A 19518-nucleotide genomic window follows, 5' to 3' on the forward strand; every position below is an offset into this window, starting at 1 on the left:
CTCGGCCCGCAAAGAGCACGGTTGGCAAAGTCCGGCCAGCATGCTCTGATATCCCTTCCCCACCCTTTGAGGAGCCTCCATGAGCGACATTCTTCATCAGGCCGACCAGCAGCAGTTCATCTGCGAGGTGGACGGCAAGCTCTCCCGCCTAAGTTACCGCAGGCTGGACGCAACCACTGTAGACGCCTACAGCACCCAGGTGCCGTCCGAGCTGCGCGGACAGGGCATTGCCGACAAGCTGGCCCGTAACTTCTACGACTGGACCCGGGCAGAGGGGCTCACCATAGTGCCGAGCTGCAGCTACATAGATGTCTGGCTGCGCCGTCATGCCGGTTGAGGCACAAGCCCCTAGGGAGGCGCAGCTGCAAGCCCACACCGAGGCCCTGCTGCGGGCCGATCCCCTGCGCATGGCCTGCCTGCGAACGGCACGGGAGCTGGCCCTGCCAGACTGGGCGCTGGGGGCGGGCTTTGTGCGCAACCTCATCTGGGATCACCTGCACCACAAGGCCGAGCCCACTCCCCTCAACGACATAGATCTCATCTATCTGGATGCAGGGGATCCACAAGGGCTGGCCGAGCGGGGGCACCAAGACTGGCTGGCGGAGCGTCTGCCCGGCCAGCGCTGGGAGGTACGCAATCAGGCGCGCATGCATGTACGCCAGCAAGTGGCCCCCTTCGCCAGCTCGCTGGCGGCGCTCAGTCACTGGGTAGAGGTGCCCACCTGCATCGGGGTCCGCCTGCTGGCAGACGATTCGTTCGAGTGGCTGGCCCCCTACGGCTTTGCCCCCAACTGGTCCCTGCAGGTGAGCCCCAATCCGCGCTGCCGGCAGGAAAGCCGGATCTTCATCGACAGGATCAGGGACAAACAGTGGCAGCGCATCTGGCCTGACCTTGTGGTGAACTGGCCATGACCGGATTGCAATGGGCCGACAACCTTGGGCACACTAAGGAAAAGCTGTTTATAACTCAATGGGTTAAATAATGCGCGACTTCTTCTCTCTCGAACGCTGGCTGCCGGGCCTCGCCGCCCTGCTGCAATATCAGCGGGCCTGGCTGATGCCGGATCTTCGCGCTGGCCTCTCGGTGGCGGCCGTGGCCTTGCCCGTGGCCATCGCCTATGCGGAGCTTGCCGGGGTGGGCGCCATCGTCGGCCTCTACTCCTGCATACTGCCCATGGTGGTCTACGCCCTCTTTGGCACCTCCCGCCAGCTCATCGTCGGCCCGGACGCCGCCACCTGCGCCGTCATTGCCGCCGTGGTGACACCGCTCGCCGCCGGGGATCCCACCCGCCAGTGGCAACTGGTGATGACCATGACCGCCATGACCGGCTTCTGGTGCCTGATCGCCAGCCGCTTCAAGCTGGGGGTGCTGGCGGACTTTCTCTCCCGCCCCATACTGATGGGCCTGCTCAACGGGGTGGCCATCACCATAATGGTGAGCCAGCTCTCCAAGATCTTCGGCTTCACCTTCAGCGAGCGCTATCTCATCGAGCGGATCTTGAATGGCACCGACTACATTACCCAGACCCATCTGCCGACCCTGGCCATGAGCCTGACCGCCCTGCTCACCCTGCTGCTGGCCAAGCGCTACAGGCCATCCTGGCCCTCCTCCATGGTGGCCATGGTGGTGACGGCGGCCCTGGTGTGGGCCCTCAATCTCGGCCAGTTCGACATCGCCACCCTGGGGGCCGTGGGCTCGGGCCTGCCCGCCTTCCAGATGCCGGAGTTCCCCCCCGGCCTGATGCGCGAGCTGGTGCTGCCGGCGCTCAACCTCGCCATGGTGAGCTTCGTCTCCATGATGCTCACCGCCCGCAGCTTCGCCGCCAAGAACGGCTACGAAATCGATGCGGACAAGGAGTTTCGGGCCCTTGGCATGGCAAACCTCGCCTCTGCTGTCTCCCAGGGCTTTGCCATCAGCGGTGCGGATTCACGCACCGCTGTCAACGACGCCAACGGCGGCAAGAGCCAGCTGGTCTCCATCATAGCCGCGGCTGTGATCGCCCTCATCACCTTCTACCTGACTGCGCCGCTGCAATTCATTCCCACCGCCGCCCTCGGGGTGGTGCTGGTGATGGCATCCCTGTCGCTCACCGATTTTCGCGGCCTCTGGGCCCTGCGCGACTCGGACCGCGCCGCCTTCTGGCTGGCGCTGATCACCTTTATCAGCGTGCTCACCATGGGGGTGATCCCGGGGATCACCCTCGCCGTCTTGCTGGGGCTGTTCCAGTTCCTGCGCAACGTGATGCGCCCCACCGATCAGCTGCTCGGCATGGATGACGAGGGGGTGGTGCGCACCCTGGGGGACAACGAGCAGGCCAAGGCCATCCCCGGCATCCTGGTCTATCGCTTCAACTCGCCGCTCACCTACTTCAACGCCCCCTACTTCAAGCGGCGGGTGCTGGCGCTGCTGGTGCAGGATCCCCACAATCCCAAGTGTCTGGTGGTGGACGCGGTGGCCTGCTTCACCCATCAGGACATCAGCGTGATGAGCATGGTGGGGGAACTGCACAAGGAGCTCAGACGCCGTGGCATCCACATGGTGATGGCCGGTCGCCACGGCCAGATGACCCAGTGGCTCAAGCAGGCAGGGATCCGGATTGGGGACGAGGGGGTCATCCTCAGTCCCGACATGTATCAGGCCCTGCGCATGACCCGCTGCTATCGGGAGCCTGTGTTCAAGGATGACGAGGTGGTGGAGAGCACCACGGATACTCTGCTCTCCCGCTGGCCCCAGGACGACGAGCTGCCGGACTCGGCGCACCTCACCCGGCCCTGCGAGCAGGAAGCGGGCGCCACCCCGGTCTGACGGTGCCACCCGGCGAGAGGGTGCCGGGCCAGCCCGGCCCCCTCTTTGCTCAGGGCAGGATTGCACCCCGCACCGGCTTGGTGTTAAATGCCCGTCCAGATGGCGCTGACGAGGGCCATCCCCAGTATTTGGACACCCCATGCAGACTCAATCCCACGCGGGCCCGGGCTCCCTCTTCGCCCTGACCTGGCCACTGTTCATCGATCTCGCCCTGCACTTCCTGACCGGGGCCCTCAACACCTTCATGGTGGGCCATGTCTCCTATCAAGGGGTGGCGGCACTGGCAGTCGGCAACCAGGTGTTCGATCTCGCCATCACCCTGTTCAGCTTCGTCAGCATCGGCACCAGCGTGGTGATCACCCAGTATCTGGGGGCCGGGGATAGGGAGAAGGCGCGCGTGGTCATCCACACCGCCATCGGCTTCAACCTGCTGGTGGGGCTGGTGGCCGCGGTCGGGGTCATGGCCGGCGCCAGCACCATGCTGGCGCTGATGAACCTGCCCGCTCACCTGATGGGGGATGCCACCCTTTATCTGCAGATCATCGGCCTCTGCCTGCTGCCGGAGGCCGCGGCGCTCTGTCTGGCCGCCACCTTGCGCGCCCATGGCCACACCCGTCAGGCCATGTACGTGACCCTCATCGTCAACCTCATCACCTTCGTCGGCAACCTGCTGCTGCTCTATGGCTGGTTCGGCCTGCCCCAGCTCGGGGTCGCCGGGGTCGCCATCAGCACTGTTGCCGGACGCATCGTCGGTGTGGTGCTGCTGGTGTGGCTGGTGGCGCGCAAGACCGGCATTCGGCTGCGGCTGCCGGAGATCCTTCGCCCCAGCAAGGCCATGCTGGACAAGGTGCTGCACATAGGTCTGCCGGCGGCGGGGGAGAACCTCTCCTGGATGCTGCAGTTCATGGTGGTGACCGCCTTCGTCGGCCTGCTCGGCGACAAGGCGCTGGCGACCCAGTCCTACTTCTTCCAGATCTGCCTGTTCATCCTGCTGTTCGGCCTCTCCATCGGCCTTGGCAACGAGATCATCATCGGCCACCTGGCAGGGGCACGTCGCTTCGAACAGGCCTATCGCCAGCTCATCAAGAGCCTGAAACTTGGCCTCATCGTCACCAGCCTGATTGCCATCGCCGCGGCCCTGAACGGACGCGCCATCATCAGCCTGTTCACCGACGATCCCGATATCATCACCCAGGTGGCGCAGCTGTTCCTCATCAGCCTTATCCTCGAACCCGGCCGCACCTTCAACCTGGTGGTGATCAACGCCCTGCGCGCCACCGGGGATGCCCGTTTCCCGCTCTACATGGCGCTCGTCTCCATGTGGGGCATTGCCGTTCCCCTCGCCTATTTCCTTGGTATCATGCAGGGCTATGGCCTGGTAGGCATCTGGTTGGCGCTGGCCTGCGACGAGTGGGTTCGCGGTCTGGCCATGTTCTGGCGCTGGCGCAGTCGTCGCTGGCAAAACAAAATTCTTGTCGAAACATAAGCGGAATCACAATGAAGAAAATCGGACTCTTGTTGGCGGCCATCCTGCTCAGCCCGCTCACCATGGCACAAACCGCCCCGGCGGCCCCCAAGGCGCAAGCCCCCCAGACCTGGTACGTGGCCCCCATCGTCATCGACCAGACCAGCGAGGCGCAAAAGGCCCTGACCAAGGACTTCATGGCCCAGATGATCAAGACCATCAAGATCAACGAGTACCAGACCGGCAAGGCGGTGGGCAAGCACAAGGATCCCAAGTGGCTGATCCGCACCAAGCTGGTGCCCGCCAGCAACGAACCCCTGGTCGGCAAGAAGCACCCCCAGGGCCTCACCTACGGCAAGGGCATCCCCACCCAGGAGATAGTCGGCGAGCTCATCATGAACGGCACCCTGGTGGCCCATGTGGGTCAGGGCTGGCGTGAGCCCATAGTCCCCGGCACCCCGGTAGCCGAGAAGATCACCATCGCCAACTACCAGTACGCCATCGGCAACGAAGCCAAGGCGCCTGATCTGGAAGAGCTGGCGGCGCAGATAGGCTTCGAGGTGGGCAAGGTGATTGCCCGTGACGGCAAGCCCCTGCCCGAGAAGAAAAAGAAAAAAGAGTAAACGCCACACCTGTTAGCAAGAAGGGGCCCCGCGCCCCTTCTTGCTGCCCGTCTGTCGCGCCGTTACCGTCATCAAAGCGTCACAACTGTGAACAGGATCCCAGTTCCGTCCTCTATGCACTCCCCATAAATCGCTTATCTGCTTGTGATTCAATCAGTTAAAAATCATCTGCCAGATGCAGCAAATCCGTGGCCTCAAATTGGATCGGGATCACATTTATCTCCCGGGGGAAGGGGTAGTTTGAAGGTCAAGGCACAATCAAACGACAACAAGGAGGCTTCATTACATGTTCCCTGAGTACAGAGATCTCATCTCGAAACTGAAGAGCAGTGATGTCCATTTCCAAGAGAAGTTTGACTTGCACAACGACCTGGATGCGGAGATCAGGAAGCTGGAAAAACATCACGCCAGCGATTACAGCTCCGAGGTGAAGGATCTGAAAAAACAGAAACTTAAACTGAAAGAGGAGATATACGACATCCTCAAACAACATCCACATTAGACGCCTCGACGAATACCCGGATAAGCAACTTATCCCCCAGCCCGGCTCAAAGCCGGGCTTTTTATTGCCCGCTCACGACGACGTGGTGCAGGCCATTCCTCTTTGACACCGGAAACAAAAGAAGCGGGCCACTGGCCCGCTTGGTTATTTTGATTAACCCTCATCCTCACACCGGCGGATGGAAATGGCTGGCCTCGCGGGTGGCCATCTCCTCGTAGGTGGTCCACCTCTGCCATACCACCTGCTGCGCCACCTGCATCAGCCGCTCCGCCTCCTCCGGATGGCTCTGTGCCAGCACGCGATAACGGGTCTCCTCCTGCCGGTACTCGGCGAGCGGGATGGAGGGGCGCAGGCTGTCGAGACTGAAGGGGTTCTGCCCCGCACTGCGCAATACCGGGTTGTAGCGCATCAGCGGCCAGTGACCGGAGGCGACGGCGCGTTTTTGCTGGGTCAGGCCAAACTCCATATCGATGCCGTGGGCGATGCAGTGGCTGTAGGCGATGATGAGCGAGGGGCCCGGATAGGCCTCCGCCTCCCGCAGGGCCTGCAGCGCCTGCTGCGGGTTGGCGCCGAAGGCGATGCGGGCCACATAGACGTTGCCGTAGGCGATGGCCTGCAACGCCACATCCTTCTTGGCCAGCGTCTTGCCCCCCGCCGCGAACTTGGCGACGGCACCGAGCGGGGTCGATTTCGACATCTGGCCGCCAGTGTTGGAGTAGACCTCGGTATCCATCACCAGCACGTTCACGTCGCGCCCGGAGGCGAGCACGTGATCGAGCCCCGCCGAGCCGATGTCATAGGCCCAGCCATCGCCGCCGATGATCCAGACCGAGCGGCGCACCAGCTGATCGATGAGGGACAGCAGCGAGCGAGCCTTGCCGGATTTCACCTCTTCCAGCCGCTCGCGCACTTGCGCCACCCGGGTGCGCTGGGCGCGGATCTCCGACTCCAGCAGCTGCGGGGCATTGATCAGGGTATCGACCAGCGACTCGCCCAGCTCCCCTTTCATCGCTTCGAGGGCCGCCACCGCCTGACCGTGATGCTGATCGGCGGTGAGACGAAAACCAAAGCCAAACTCGGCGTTGTCCTCGAACAAGGAGTTCGACCAGGCCGGCCCCTTCCCTTCGCCGTTCTTGGCCCAGGGGGTGGTCGGCAGGTTGCCGCCGTAGATGGAGGAGCAACCGGTGGCGTTGGCCACCAGCATGCGATCGCCAAACAGCTGGGTCAGCAGCTTGAGGTAAGGAGTCTCGCCACAGCCGGCGCAGGCGCCGGAGAACTCGAACAGGGGCTCGAGGAACTGGGTACCGCGCACCGTGGAGAAATCCACCCGCTCGCGGGCCGGCCAGGGCAGGCTCTCGAACCAGCGCAGCGCCTGCTTCTGGCCAGCAAGATGCGGCGCCTTATCCATCATGGTGATGGCGCGGTCGCCTTCGTGGCTCTCTCCTTCAGCACTCTCGCCTTGATGGCTGGCATCCGCTCCGGCCCGCACCGGACAGGCCTGCACGCACTGACCGCAGCCGGTGCAATCCTCCGGGTAGAGTTGCAAGGTGTAACGGCTGTCGGGGAAGCCCTTGGCAGTGACGGGCACCGACTGAGCCGCCTCGGGCGCGGTTGCCAGCCAGTCCTGATGGTAGAACTTGGCCCGCAACGCCGCGTGGGGGCAGACAAAGACGCAGTTGCCGCACTGGATGCAGATATCGGAGTGCCAGATCGGGATCTCGCGGGCAATATCCCGCTTCTCGAAGCGACTGGTGGCGGTGGGGTAAGTGCCATCCACCGGCAGCATGGAGACCGGGATCAAATCGCCGCGCCCCGCCAACATCTCGCCGGTGACGCGCTGGACAAACTCGCTGCCACCCGGTGCCAGCGGCAACGGATAGTCGCTGATCGGCTCATCACCGGCCGGGATCGCCACCTTGCTCAAGTGAGCCAGGGTATCGTCCACCGCGGCGAAGTTGCGCGCCACCACCTCGGGCCCCTTGCGGGCATAGCTCTTCTCTATGCTCTCCTTGATCAACGCAATGGCTTCGTCCCGCGGCAGCACCCCGGCCAATGCGAAGAAGCAGGTCTGCATGATGGTGTTGATGCGATTGCCCATGCCGTTTTGCTCGGCCACCCGATCACCATCGATGCAGTAGAGCTGGATATTGAGGGCGCGGATACGGGCGCGCAGCCGCTCGGGCAGCTGACCCCACACCTGGTCAGCCTCATAGGGAGCGTTAAGCAGCAGGGTCGCCCCTTCCGCGGCGTGCTCCAGCAGATCGACCGACAGGGCGAAGCCCCACTGGTGGCAGCCGATAAAGCTCGCCTGCTCGATAAGCCAGGGGGCGTCGATGGGCTCGGGGCCAAAGCGCAGGTGGGAGACGGTACGCGAGCCCGACTTCTTGGAGTCGTAGACGAAGTAGCCCTGGGCGTGGAAGCCCTCCAGCTCGCCGATGATCTTGATGCTGTTCTTGTTGGCACCAACCGTGCCGTCGGCACCGAGGCCGAAGAACAGCGCCCGCACCCGGCTGGCGGGCTCCAGATCGCCGATGGGGTGCCAGGCCAGACTGAGGCCCGACACGTCATCGACAATTCCCACGGTAAAGCGTGGACGCGGTGCATCGGATGCCAACTCCTCGAACACCACCGCGCACATGGCGGGGGTGAACTCTTTGGACGAGAGGCCGTAGCGGCCGCCACTGAGCCACGGCAGGCGCTTGATAAGACCGCGCTGCAAACCATCGATCAACGCGCTCTGCACATCCAGCAGCAGCGGCTCGCCGCCCGCGCCCGGCTCCTTGGTGCGATCCAGCACCGCGATGCGGCGCACGCTCTGCGGCAGCGCGTCCAGCAGCGCCTGCACCGGGAAGGGGCGATAGAGGCGAATGACCAGCACCCCGGTCTTGCGATCTTGCCGGTTGAGCCAGTCCACCGTGGTGCGGGCGGTGGCCGCCCCCGAGCCCATCAGCACGATCACATCGGTGGCATCCGGGGCGCCGTGATACTCCACCAGCTTGTAGTGACGACCGGTCAACTCACCGAGGTTGTCCATGCACTGCTGCACCCGCGCCGGTACCGCTTCGTAGAAGGGGTTGACGCTCTCGCGGGACTGGAAATAGGTATCCGGGTTCTGGGCGGTGCCACGCATCACCGGATGATCCGGGTTGAGGGCCCGGGCACGGTGGGCGCGCACCCAGTCGTTGTCGATAAGCGCCCGGATCTCGTCCCGATGCAGGGCGGTGATCTTGTTCACCTCGTGGGAGGTACGGAACCCGTCGAAGAAGTGGATAAAGGGCACCCGGCACTGCAGGGTGACGCTGTGGGCGACCAAGGCCAAGTCCTGCGCCTCCTGCACCGAACCGGAGGCGAGCATGGCAAAGCCGGTGCTGCGCGCCGCCATCACATCCTGATGGTCGCCAAAGATCGACAGCCCCTGCGCCGCCAGCGAACGGGCCGCCACATGGAACACCGCCGCGGTCAATTCACCGGCGATCTTGTACATGTTGGGCAGCATCAGCATCAGCCCCTGACTGGCGGTGAAGGTGGTGGCGAGCGCCCCCGCCTGCAGGGCGCCGTGCACCGTGCCGGCCGCCCCCCCTTCGCTCTGCATCTCCACGACTGTGGGGATATTGCCCCAGAGGTTGGTCTGCTTCTCATCCGCCCAGGCGTCGGCCAGTTCGGCCATGGTCGAGCTCGGGGTAATGGGGTAAATGGCACACACCTCGCTCAGCTGATACGCTACCCGGGCCGCGGCTTCGTTGCCATCGACCATGATCAGTTCATGTTTCATTGGAATATCTCCGGTTGGCGTAGCTCGATGGCGTGGCAGGGACACTGGTCATGGCAGGCGCCGCAGCCGGTGCAGAGTGCCGCATCCACCTGATAGCCCTTGCCCGGCCCCAGCTTGGCGATGGCCTGCTCGGGGCAACTGCCGTAGCAGCCGTCGCACTCGAAGCAGTTGCCGCAGGAGTAGCAGCGCGCCGCCTCGTAGCGGGCGGCAACTTCATCCAGCCCGCCGATGATCTCGCCAAAGTCGTCTCGCGCCCATGCCGGTTTGACCGGCTGACTGCTGGCCGGGGCGTGGGTCTGGAACCAGAGTTGCAACTGCTGTGGCCCCACCAGCGGCTTCCCTGCCTGCAAATGGGAGAGCGGTTTGTGGTAGTGGCGACCGCGCAGCCAGGCATCCATATGGCGTGCCGCCTTCTTGCCGTGACCGGTGGCGATGGTGACGGTGCGTTCGGAGGGCACCATGTCGCCACCGGCAAACAGACCCGGCACATCCGTCATCAGGTTTTCTCCAACCTGCACTACCCCCTCCTTGTTGACCCGCACGCCGGGGATGCTCTCCAGCACGCTCAAGTCCACCTCCTGACCGAGCGCCAGAATAAGAGAGTCCGCTTCAAGGGTTTCAAACTTGCCGGTGGGCACCGGCTTGCCTTCGGCATCCAGCGCCATCACCTCCACTTCGATATTGGTGCTATCGAGCTGGCGGATGGTGCGCAGCCAGTTGATCTTGATCCCCTCCTCCTCGGCCTCATCGGCTTCGAAGGCGTGGGCGGGCATATGGTCCCGGTCGCGGCGATAGATGATCATCGCCTCTTCAACCCCGAGACGGCGAGCAGTACGGGCCGCGTCCATGGCGGTGTTACCGCCGCCGTAGATAGCCACCCGCCGCCCCAGTTTGGGGGGCGGCAAGCCCTGCTCCTCGGCCAGACTGGCCTGTTCGAGGAAGCTCACCGCATCGAGGATCTTGCCCGCTTCCCGGGCCGGAATATCGACCCGCTTGGCCAGATGGGCACCGATGGCCATAAAGACGGCGTCAAAGCCCCCCTCGTCGCGCGCCTTGAGCACGTCTTCCACCTTGTGGTTGAGGGTGAGGGTGACGCCAGCAGCGACGATGCGGGCCACCTCCCTATCCAGCATCTCACGGGGCAGGCGGTAGGCGGGAATGCCGAAACGCAGCATGCCGCCGGCGAGCGGCCCCGCCTCGCGGATCTCTACCTGATGGCCGAGCCGGTTGAGGTGCCAGGCGCAGGACAAACCGGAGGGGCCCGCACCGATCACCAGCACCTTCTTGCCGCTGGCGGGCGCGGGGGGCGCAGGCTGCCAGCCACGGGCCAGCGCCTCGTCGCCGAGGAAGCGCTCGATGGCGTGGATGGAGACGGCCTCATCCACCTGGGCCCGGTTGCAGGCGCTCTCGCAGGGGTGATAACAGACCCGGCCATGGACCGCAGGCAGCGGGTTATCTTCGATAAGCGTCTGCCAGGCCGCCTCAAAGCGGCCCGCTTCGGCCAGGGCAAGCCAGGCCTGGATGTTCTCGCCAGCCGGGCAGGCATGGTTGCAAGGTGGCAGGGCCGGCCGCCAAACGGGCAGCCGAGTACGGACCGGGCCTGTTCCCGTTTTCTGGGAGAGATCCGGCTGTGGGGTCATATCCAGTTGTTTGCTCATACATTGCTTTCTTCTTGTTGGGTAACAGGCCCGCTCCGATGGCGCTTGATACCGTGTTGCCTGGGCAGACGGTGGCCGGAGAGGGAAGAAGCGAAAGCGTCAGAAACTGGAAACTGGCTCGATGATGGGCCGTTTTTTGTACGACATGGTGGATCAGGATCAATAAATGTTGCGCTTTATGGGGCATCGCCCCCACAACCGGATCTCCGTCACACCACGCACGCCTTCGGGCCTGCAACCCTGTCGCGATCCCCCACCGTTGGGGTGGGGGAAAAGGAGAGGATTGCCGCACGGGGCTGGAATCGTTATCTTGCCCTCTTCACTGGAATCGTCACAGCACAAGGACCCGGACATGCCCAGCCTCGCCAGCATACATCTCTACCTCATCAAATCGACGGCGGGCATGCCGCTGACCCGCGCCCTGGTGACCCAGGAGGGGCTGCTGGGGGATCGCCGCTACATGGTGGTCAAGCCGGATGGCAGCTTCATCACAGCCCGCACCCATCCCCAGCTGCAACTGGTGACGGCCACCCCGGTGGAGGGCGGCCTGCAACTGCGTTACCAGGGGCTGGCACAGCTCAGGCTGCAGGAGGTCGACTTCAGCCGCGCCCCCCAGGCCACCGGCGTCTGGGGTGACAGCTTCCATGCCCTGCACACCCAGTCCCAGGCCGATGAGTGGCTCAGCCGGGTGGCGGGGGAGCCGGTTCGCCTGCTCTGGCTCGGCGAAACCTCTGACCGCTTTCGGGAGAAGACCGGCACCCGGGTCAGCTTTGCCGACGGTTATCCCCTGCTGCTGGTAAGCCAGAGTTCGCTGGATGATCTCAACCTGAGATCCGATGCCCTGCACCAGATGAGCCAGTTTCGCACCAATCTGGTGGCAAGCGGCACCCGCCCCTTCGAAGAGGATGGCTGGAAGCGGATCCGCATCGGCGAGGTGGAGTTTCTGGTGGCCAAGCCGTGCAGCCGCTGCATCATGACCACGGTGGAGGCGGGCACGGATCGCTTCAACGCGCTGAAAGAGCCGCTCGCCACCCTCACCCGCTACCGCCGTGGCGAGGATGGAGAGGTCTATTTCGGCCAGAATCTGGTGGCGCTGAACGAGGGCTGGATTGAGGCAGGGAGCGAAATCGAGGTGCTGGAAACCGTCCGCCCCCCCGTCTACCCCAATGCGGCGCCGAAGAAGCGGGAGCTGGTCTGCGTCGCCCGCGAGCCGCTGGCGCGGGATCTGGAGACCTTCTGGTTCGAGGCGGCCGACGGCGAGCCGCTGCCCGACTATCTGCCGGGCCAGCACCTGCCCATCAGCCTCGACATCAAGGGGGAACGGCAACAGCGCCGCTACACCCTGAGCTCCACCCCGGAGAGACCAGAGCGCTACGGCATCAGCGTCAAGAAGCTGGCCGATGGCCGTATCTCCCCCTGGCTTCACCATGATCTGCGCGTGGGCGATCACCTGCTGGCCGCCCCCCCGGCCGGCGAGTTTCACTTGGGGTCTGAGCGCAAGCTGCTGCTGCTCTCGGCGGGCTCAGGCGTCACCCCCATGCTGTCCATTGCCCGCACCCTGGCGCTGCGCGGGGAGCTGGGAGATGTTCACTTTATGCACCTGTGCCGCAGCGAGGCCGACATTCCGGCCGCCGCCGAGCTGCACGCCATGAGTCAGGCTGGCATGCAACTGACCCTGATCCTGAGTCAGCCTGACGACCACTGGCAGGGCATGAGCGGTCGCCTTGGCAAGGGGCACCTCGAGCAGGTCAGGGATCTGCTGGCGCGGGAGATCTTCCTGTGCGGCCCCCACGGCTTCATGAGCGAGGCGGTCAGGTGGCTGCAGGAGCAGGGGGTCGTCGCCGAGCGCATCCGCCAGGAGAGCTTTGGCGGGGCCATCCTCTCGGTGGCCCGTCCCCACAAGGCGGTGCAACTGCGCATCGGCGAGCAGACCTTCGCTGGCAACAATCAGGGCACTGTGCTGGATCAGGCCCACAAGCAGGGGGTGGAGCTGCCCTGGAGCTGCCGCGCCGGCATCTGCGGCAGTTGCAAACAGACGCTGATCTCGGGCGAGGTGGATCACCCGGACGCTCCGGCCATCACAGCCGCCGAGCGGGCTGCGGGCAAGATCCTCACCTGCTGCGCCGTGCCCCTCTCCGATCTGGTAATCAAATAAGAGGATCGCGCCGTCATAGATTGCCGCCATCACCACCACAAAACAAAACGGCTGCCCTGAGGCAGCCGTTTTCTTATCCCATCCGGCAATCAGCCACGCAGGGCGGCGATGCGCTGTTCGATGGGCGGGTGGCTCATGAACAGTTCGCTCATGGAGCGCTTGCCGTTGATGCCGAAGGCCATCATGGTGCCTTCCATCTGCGGCTCGGCACCGCGGGAGAGGCGCTGCAGCGCGGCTATCATCTTGTCGCGACCGGCCAGCTTGGCGGCACCGGCGTCGGCGCGGAATTCGCGCTGACGGCTGAACCACATGACGATCATGGAGGCCAGCACGCCGAACAGCATCTCCAGCACGAACACGGTGATCATGTAGGCAAAGCCACCGGAGCTGCTGCTCTCTTCGTCGTTGTTGGAGCTGAAGAAGTTGCTGATGACACCGGCCACGATGCGGGCGAAGAACATCACGAAGGTGTTCACCACCCCCTGGATCAGGGTCAGAGTCACCATGTCGCCGTTGGCCACGTGGCTCACCTCGTGGGCCAGCACGGCTTCCGCCTCGTCGCGGCTCATGCTGTAGAGCAGGCCGGAAGATACGGCAACGAGGGAGTCGTCACGACGGGCGCCGGTGGCGAAGGCGTTCATCTCGGGGGAGTCGTAGATCCCCACTTCCGGCATCTTGATGCCTGCCTCACGGGCCTGACGTGCCACCGTGCTCACCAGCCAGTGCTCGGTCTCGTTACGGGGCTGCTCGATGACCTGGACGCCATAGCTGCGCTTGGCCATCCACTTGGACATCAGCAAGGAGATAAAGGAACCCCCAAAACCGAACACGGCACAGAACACCAACAGACCGGAAATGCTGGACTTGTTGATCCCCAGAACCGAGAACAGGATATTGAGTACCACCCCCAGCACCAGCATGACGGCCAGGTTGGTCACCAGGAATAGCATAATTCGCTTCATATTGACTCCTTGTGAGATATGGATGCATGGTTCGGGCCAATTCACAATCGACCTGATACCACACCTGCCCCCGATCATAGACAGACTCGATGAATGTTTGCTGAATGTTGGGCCTCAGAGCAGGGACGAGATGTCGAGACACTCGCGCAGATCCGCCTCGAGCGGCTGGTCTACGAAAGGGATCTCACCCAGAAATGGGGCCGGCAACAAGGCTTTCAAGGTGGCCAGGTTCTCCTGGTAGCGACTCATGTGCGGATCCACCCGATTCACCACCCAGCCGGCCAGGGTCAGCCCCTGATGACGGATGGCGGCGCTGGTGAGCAGGGCATGATTGAGGCAACCCAGCTTGGCCCCCACCACCAGGATCACCGGCAGCCGCTCAAGGACGACCCAGTCGGACAGCAGATGCTGGTGATCCAGCGGCAAAAACCAGCCCCCCGCCCCCTCGACTATCACCAGTTCAGCCCCGGCCCGTTCAATCTCCCGCAGCCCCGCAGACAGGCCCGACAGAGGGATGCTCGCCCCCACCTCCTGCGCGGCTATGTGGGGGGCTATGGGGGGCTCGAAGGCATAGGGGTTGACCGAGTCGATGGGCAGCGGGAGGCTGGCGGCCGCTTGCAGTTGCTGAGCATCGAGGTTGCGAAGCCCCTCGGGGGTGCGGGCACAGCCGGCGGAGATCGGCTTGTAGCCGGCGCAGACTATGCCCCGGGCGGCGAACGCCTGCAGCAGGGTACGGGCGACCAGGGTCTTGCCCACGTCGGTGTCGGTACCCGTGATGAAATAGGATGTCGCCATGATGATTCCTCAGCGCAGTTCAGGGCGCCGGTTGCGCCCTGGTATCAATGGTGAATAGCAGGGATTATTACTGCCTTTGAATGGCTATCAACGTCGAACCAGGCGCCCGAGACAGACCTCGTAGCTGGCGGCCAGCAGGCCGTCGGGCTGGCGGTGGCGCTCATAGGCTTCTCCGAGACGCCTCAGGCGCTGGCGGTTGCCCAGCCCCGCGGCCCTGTCGTCATTGACCTGGCTGGCCCCTATGCCCTTGAGATCCCGCAGCAAGTCGTTGAGCTCCAGATAAGCGAGGGACCAAGTGACAGAGGTCAGCTCAGGCGCTTGAAAACCCGCGGCACCAATGGCCTGCTGCAACTGGGGCAGGGCGAGGAAGCGGTTGACGTGGGCGTGCCCGTCGACGACGCTCCAGGCCTCACGCAACTGCCAAAGCGACCCGGCCAGCAGGGTCGAGAAGAAGATCTGACCACCGGGTTTGAGCACCCGGTGGATCTCGGCAAACGCCTGGGCCGGGCGTTCGCACCACTGCAGCGCCAGGCTGGAGAAGACCCAGTCCAGGCTCTGATCCGCGAAGGGCAGCACCTCCGCATCGCCGCACACCAGCCGGGCACCGCTGCCACGCAGGGCGGCCTGCGCCAGCATGCCGGGGGCGAGATCCAGCCCGTGCAACTGCTGGCAACGACCCGCCAGCGCGGGCAGAAAGAAGCCGGTGCCGCAGCCCAGATCCAGCCCAGTTTCCGGTAAACCGTCAGGCAAGGAGTCGGGCAAACCACGCCGGTACACGGCAGTGTCAAGATCCAGCCCGCAAACCGTCAGTTCAGAACCAACCGGCCTGTCCGGCATCAGGTCGAGCAGCGCCTGCCCCACCTCCTGCTGGAAGCGGGCATGGGCGTCGTAGTGGCGGGCGGCCGCCCCGAAGCGGCGGGCGAGCTGGGCCTTGTCGACCTGCTGGAAACGCTCATGCAGCATGGGCGCCGCCTCTCTCGTCGGTGGATGGGTAGGGACCCAGGGCCTCGAGCAGGCGATCCACGTCATCTTCGCCGTGGGCGGCGCAGAGAGTGATGCGAAGGCGCGCCGTGCCGACCGGCACAGTGGGCGGGCGTATGGCGCTGACCCAGACGCCGCGCTCCCGCAACCGCTCGGCCAGTTGCAAGGCGGCACTGCTCTCCCCCACCAGCAGGGGCTGGATGGGGGTGTTGCTTGCGCCCAGCGTCCAGCCCTGCGCCTCGGCCCTCTGCCGAAAGCGGGCGATAAGGCGAACGAGGTGCGCGCGGGCCTCATCGGCGGCGCGCACCAGCTCGATACTCTTGCTCACCGCGCAGGCCTGGGCGGCGGGCATATGGGTGCTGTAGACATAGTGGCGGGCGAAGTTGACCAGATAATTCACCAGCTCGCGGCTGCCGCCCACGAAGGCGCCGGCCACCCCGAGCGCCTTGCCGAAGGTGCCCATATGAATGTGTACGCTGGCAGGAGCAACCCCTTGCGCCGCCAGGGTGCCGCGCCCTTGCGGCCCCAGCACGCCGAGGCCGTGGGCATCGTCGATCATCAGCCAGTTACCGCTCCGGGCAGCCAATGCCGCAAGTTCAGCCCAAGGAGCCTGATCCCCGTCCATGCTGAACACCCCTTCCGAGACGATCAAGCCCCGATTTGGCTCGAGTTGACGCCCGAGAGCGGCCATATCGTTGTGGCCAAAGCGCTTCATCTTGCAGGGCAGCTGGCTGCCCATCTCCTGCAGGGAGGCGTGGTTGAGTTTGTCTTGCCACAGCAGATGATCCTTGCCGAGCAGGGCTTTGAGCACCGCCTGATTGGCCGAGAAGCCGCAGTTGAACAGCAACACAGCCTCCACCCCGAGCCAGTCGGCAAGGGCCTCTTCCAGTTGCTGGTGGGCACGGCTGTAGCCTGTCACCAGGGGCGAGGCGCCGGCGCCCGCGCCATAGCGGTCGATCCCCTCCTTGAAGGCGGCCTTGATGGCGGGATGATCGGCGAGCCCCAGGTAGTCGTTGGCAGAGAGGTTGAGGTAGTCGTGCCCCCCGACCCGGATCCGCCCGCCGCTCGCCACATCCACAGGAGTGCGTCGGCGCAGCAGGGCGGCCTGATCACGTTCGGCCAGGGCCTCCCCCAGTGCAAAGGGACCGGTGACAACAGGGGAAGTCATGGACGGACGGCACCTGCACGGGGGCGGGTGGCGTCATAAAACATCTCGGCGGGCTCGCTCTGGCGGCTCACCTCGGCCAGCAGCTCCTCTTCTTGTACCTGATCCGGCTTCTGGGCCCGCTGGGCGGGGCGGATGCCGAGCCGCTTGAACAGCTGCATGTCGCTGTTCTCGTCCGGGTTCGGCGTGGTCAGCAGCTTGCAGCCGTAGAAGATGGAGTTGGCCCCCGCCATAAAGCACATGGCCTGCATCTGCTCGTTCATCTTCTCCCGCCCGGCGGAGAGACGCACGTGGGAGGCGGGCATCATGATGCGCGCCACGGCTATGGTGCGGATAAACTCGAACGGGTCCAGATTCTCCTGGTTTTCCATGGGCGTCCCCTTCACCTTGACCAGCATGTTGATGGGCACGCTCTCCGGGTGGCGGGGCAGGTTGGCCAGCGCCATCAAGAGGCCCGCCCGATCCTTTGCCTGCTCCCCCATGCCGACGATGCCGCCGGAGCAGACCTTCATGCCGGCGCCGCGCACGTGCTCCAGGGTGTCCAGCCGGTCCTGATAGGTGCGGGTGGTGATGATGTCGCCGTAGAACTCCGGCGAGGTGTCGAGGTTGTGGTTGTAGTAATCAAGCCCGGCGGCGCCCAGACGCGCCGCCTGATCCGCGGTCAGCATCCCCAAGGTCATGCAGGTCTCCATCCCCAGCCCGCGCACCTCCTCGACCATGCGCAGGATATAGGGCATGTCCCTCTCTTTGGGGTTGCGCCAGGCGGCCCCCATGCAGAAACGCGACGAGCCGTTGGCCTTGGCCTCCCGCGCCCGCTCCAGCACTTTCTCCACTTCCATCAGCCGCTCGGTCTCGAGACCGGTGTGATAGCGGGCGCTCTGCGGGCAGTATTTGCAATCCTCCGGGCAGGCGCCGGTCTTGATGGAGAGCAGGGTGCTCACCTGCACCTCGTTCGGGTCGAAATGGGCGCGGTGCACCGTCTGGGCCTGGAACAGCAGATCGTTGAATGGCAGGGCAAACAGGGCCTCGACCTCGGCGAGGGTCCAGTCGTGACGAAGGGCGTGACCGCCCAGGGTAAGAGCATTCATACATGGCTTCCGGTTGTTATAAGTGGGATCCTGCGCCGCCCCCTTGGGATGAAGAACCGCAGAACCCGCCATCGGCCTGCCCGCTCGTTGCGAGGCGTGGCGCCAAGTGGCTGAAATTGTTGGCTAGTGTAGAGAGCACGCGTAGACTGTCAACACCGACCAGATCAAATCAATTGACAACAGAACACAAAATGACCAATCAAGAATTCGACCTGCACCACGTCTGGCACCCCTACACCTCCCTCACCCATCCCCTGCCCTGCTATGAAGTGGCCAGCGCCAAGGGGGTGACCCTCACCCTCAGCGACGGCCGTGAACTGGTGGATGGCATGAGCTCCTGGTGGGCCTGCATCCACGGTTATCAGGTGCCGGAACTGGACGCAGCGGCGACTGCCCAGCTCGGCAAGATGTCCCACGTGATGTTTGGCGGGTTGACCCATGCCCCGGCGGTGGCGCTCTGTCGCAAGCTGGTGGAGATCACCCCGGCCGGGCTGGATCGGGTGTTTCTGGCGGATTCCGGCTCGGTGGCGGTGGAGGTGGCACTCAAGATGGCCCAGCAGTACTGGCACGCCAGGGGAACACCCCGCGCCAAGTTCGTCTCCCTGCGGGGCGGCTATCACGGTGACACCTTCGGCGCCATGAGCGTCTGCGATCCGGATGGCGGTATGCACGAGCTCTACAAGGGCTTCCTGCCAGAGCACCATTTTGTCGAAGCGCCCAGCTGTCGCTTCCACGCCCAGTGGGACGAGAGCTGCGTCGTAGAGCTGGCGGAGCTGGTTGCCGATCGCCACGAAGAGATAGCCGCCATCGTGCTGGAGCCCATCGTGCAGGGGGCAGGCGGCATGCGTTTCTATCATCCCCGCTACCTGCAGTGGGTGCGCGCCCTGTGCGACGAGTTCGGCCTGCTGCTCATCGCCGACGAGATCGCCACCGGCTTTGGCCGCACCGGTCAGCTGTTTGCCTGCGACTGGGCAGGGATCAGCCCCGATATCATGTGCCTGGGCAAAGCGCTCACCGGCGGCTACCTGACGCTCTCGGCCACCCTCACCACGGAGCAGGTCGCCCGTACCATCTGTGACGGGGAAGCGGGGGTCTTTATGCACGGCCCCACCTTTATGGGCAACCCATTGGCATGTGCGGTAGCCAACGCCTCCATCGATCTGCTGCTGGCCTCGCCGTGGCAGGAACGGGTGCGGGCCATCGAGCATCAACTCAAAACCGAACTGGTACAGCTGACCCTGCATCCGGCGGTGGCGGACGTGCGGGTACTCGGCGCCATCGGTGTGGTCGAGATGAAGGAGCGGGTGGACGTGGCGCGCATCCAACGCAAGTTCGTGTCGCTGGGGGCCTGGATCCGTCCGTTTGGCAAGCTAATCTACCTGATGCCCCCCTTCGTCATCACCCCCGAAGAGCTGCGGGTGCTGACCCATGCCATCCATGAGGCCATCGCCAGCGGTGAATTCTGAGCCTCGATGAATAGGCTCTGCATGAGAATGCAGGGCCTTTTGGCTCTTTTTCATCAGAATGTGAGCGAGACACCAAAACCC

Annotated in this window: 15 protein-coding genes; 8 read left to right on the plus strand and 7 right to left on the minus strand. The window is 64.3% G+C overall.

Annotated features, from left to right (window positions below; translation table 11 throughout):
• Window positions 1–79 precede the first annotated feature (79 nt).
• From PG898_RS04830 to PG898_RS04855, 6 genes are all read left to right on the plus strand, one after another.
• Window positions 80–337 (plus strand): GNAT family N-acetyltransferase, encoded by a 258-nt coding sequence (locus tag PG898_RS04830; protein WP_268433321.1) that lies wholly within the window; start codon window positions 80–82, stop codon window positions 335–337.
• On the plus strand, window positions 327–911 hold the full coding sequence (locus tag PG898_RS04835) for a nucleotidyltransferase family protein (protein ID WP_270824367.1): 585 nt from the start codon (window positions 327–329) through the stop codon (window positions 909–911). The genes PG898_RS04830 and PG898_RS04835 overlap by 11 nt, the downstream gene beginning before the upstream one ends.
• A 70-nt stretch (window positions 912–981) precedes the next feature.
• A complete protein-coding gene (locus PG898_RS04840; RefSeq protein ID WP_270824353.1) occupies window positions 982–2805 on the plus strand; it encodes a SulP family inorganic anion transporter in 1824 nt (607 codons plus the stop codon).
• A 139-nt stretch (window positions 2806–2944) separates the two neighbouring features.
• Window positions 2945–4291 (plus strand): MATE family efflux transporter, encoded by a 1347-nt coding sequence (locus PG898_RS04845; RefSeq protein WP_171269202.1) that lies wholly within the window; start codon window positions 2945–2947, stop codon window positions 4289–4291.
• An 11-nt stretch (window positions 4292–4302) separates the two neighbouring features.
• A complete protein-coding gene (locus PG898_RS04850) occupies window positions 4303–4893 on the plus strand; it encodes a hypothetical protein (protein ID WP_171269203.1) in 591 nt (196 codons plus the stop codon).
• A 286-nt stretch (window positions 4894–5179) separates the two neighbouring features.
• Window positions 5180–5395, plus strand: a complete 216-nt coding sequence (locus PG898_RS04855; RefSeq protein WP_043131615.1) for a YdcH family protein — start codon at window positions 5180–5182, stop codon at window positions 5393–5395.
• 166 nt (window positions 5396–5561) lie between these two features.
• Here PG898_RS04855 and nifJ read toward each other — a convergent pair whose 3' ends face one another.
• Both nifJ and PG898_RS04865 read right to left on the minus strand, forming a co-directional pair.
• The gene (gene nifJ / locus PG898_RS04860; protein ID WP_171269204.1) at window positions 5562–9167 is read right to left on the minus strand and encodes a pyruvate:ferredoxin (flavodoxin) oxidoreductase; all 3606 of its coding nucleotides are present in this window, start codon (window positions 9165–9167) and stop codon (window positions 5562–5564) included.
• Entirely contained in the window at window positions 9164–10825 is a 1662-nt protein-coding gene (locus PG898_RS04865) for an NAD(P)-binding protein (RefSeq protein WP_171269205.1), read from the minus strand. The genes nifJ and PG898_RS04865 overlap by 4 nt, the downstream gene beginning before the upstream one ends.
• 352 nt (window positions 10826–11177) lie before the next feature.
• On the opposite strand from PG898_RS04865, the gene PG898_RS04870 reads away from it, so the two are divergent.
• The gene (locus tag PG898_RS04870) at window positions 11178–12980 is read left to right on the plus strand and encodes an MOSC N-terminal beta barrel domain-containing protein (protein ID WP_270824352.1); all 1803 of its coding nucleotides are present in this window, start codon (window positions 11178–11180) and stop codon (window positions 12978–12980) included.
• An 89-nt stretch (window positions 12981–13069) separates the two neighbouring features.
• On the opposite strand, the gene htpX is transcribed toward PG898_RS04870, so the two are convergent.
• The 5 genes from htpX to bioB all read right to left on the minus strand — a co-directional run bounded on the left by htpX (window position 13070) and on the right by bioB (window position 17971).
• Window positions 13070–13942 (minus strand): protease HtpX, encoded by an 873-nt coding sequence (htpX, locus tag PG898_RS04875; RefSeq protein WP_171269207.1) that lies wholly within the window; start codon window positions 13940–13942, stop codon window positions 13070–13072.
• Window positions 13943–14056: 114 nt separating this feature from the next.
• Window positions 14057–14737 carry a dethiobiotin synthase gene (gene bioD / locus PG898_RS04880; protein WP_171269208.1) on the minus strand — a complete coding sequence of 227 codons (681 nt, stop codon included), beginning with the start codon at window positions 14735–14737 and terminating at the stop codon, window positions 14057–14059.
• Window positions 14738–14824: 87 nt separating this feature from the next.
• Entirely contained in the window at window positions 14825–15700 is an 876-nt protein-coding gene (locus PG898_RS04885) for a methyltransferase domain-containing protein (protein ID WP_171269209.1), read from the minus strand.
• A complete protein-coding gene (gene bioF, locus PG898_RS04890) occupies window positions 15690–16886 on the minus strand; it encodes an 8-amino-7-oxononanoate synthase (RefSeq protein WP_171269210.1) in 1197 nt (398 codons plus the stop codon). The genes PG898_RS04885 and bioF overlap by 11 nt, the downstream gene beginning before the upstream one ends.
• The gene (gene bioB, locus PG898_RS04895) at window positions 16883–17971 is read right to left on the minus strand and encodes a biotin synthase BioB (RefSeq protein ID WP_171269211.1); all 1089 of its coding nucleotides are present in this window, start codon (window positions 17969–17971) and stop codon (window positions 16883–16885) included. Before bioB ends, bioF begins: the two co-directional genes overlap by 4 nt.
• 191 nt (window positions 17972–18162) lie before the next feature.
• On the opposite strand from bioB, the gene bioA reads away from it, so the two are divergent.
• Window positions 18163–19437 carry an adenosylmethionine--8-amino-7-oxononanoate transaminase gene (bioA, locus tag PG898_RS04900; RefSeq protein ID WP_171269212.1) on the plus strand — a complete coding sequence of 425 codons (1275 nt, stop codon included), beginning with the start codon at window positions 18163–18165 and terminating at the stop codon, window positions 19435–19437.
• Window positions 19438–19518 lie beyond the last annotated feature (81 nt).

Source organism: Aeromonas sp. QDB31 (assembly GCF_027707605.1).
Lineage (GTDB): Bacteria > Pseudomonadota > Gammaproteobacteria > Enterobacterales > Aeromonadaceae > Aeromonas > Aeromonas media.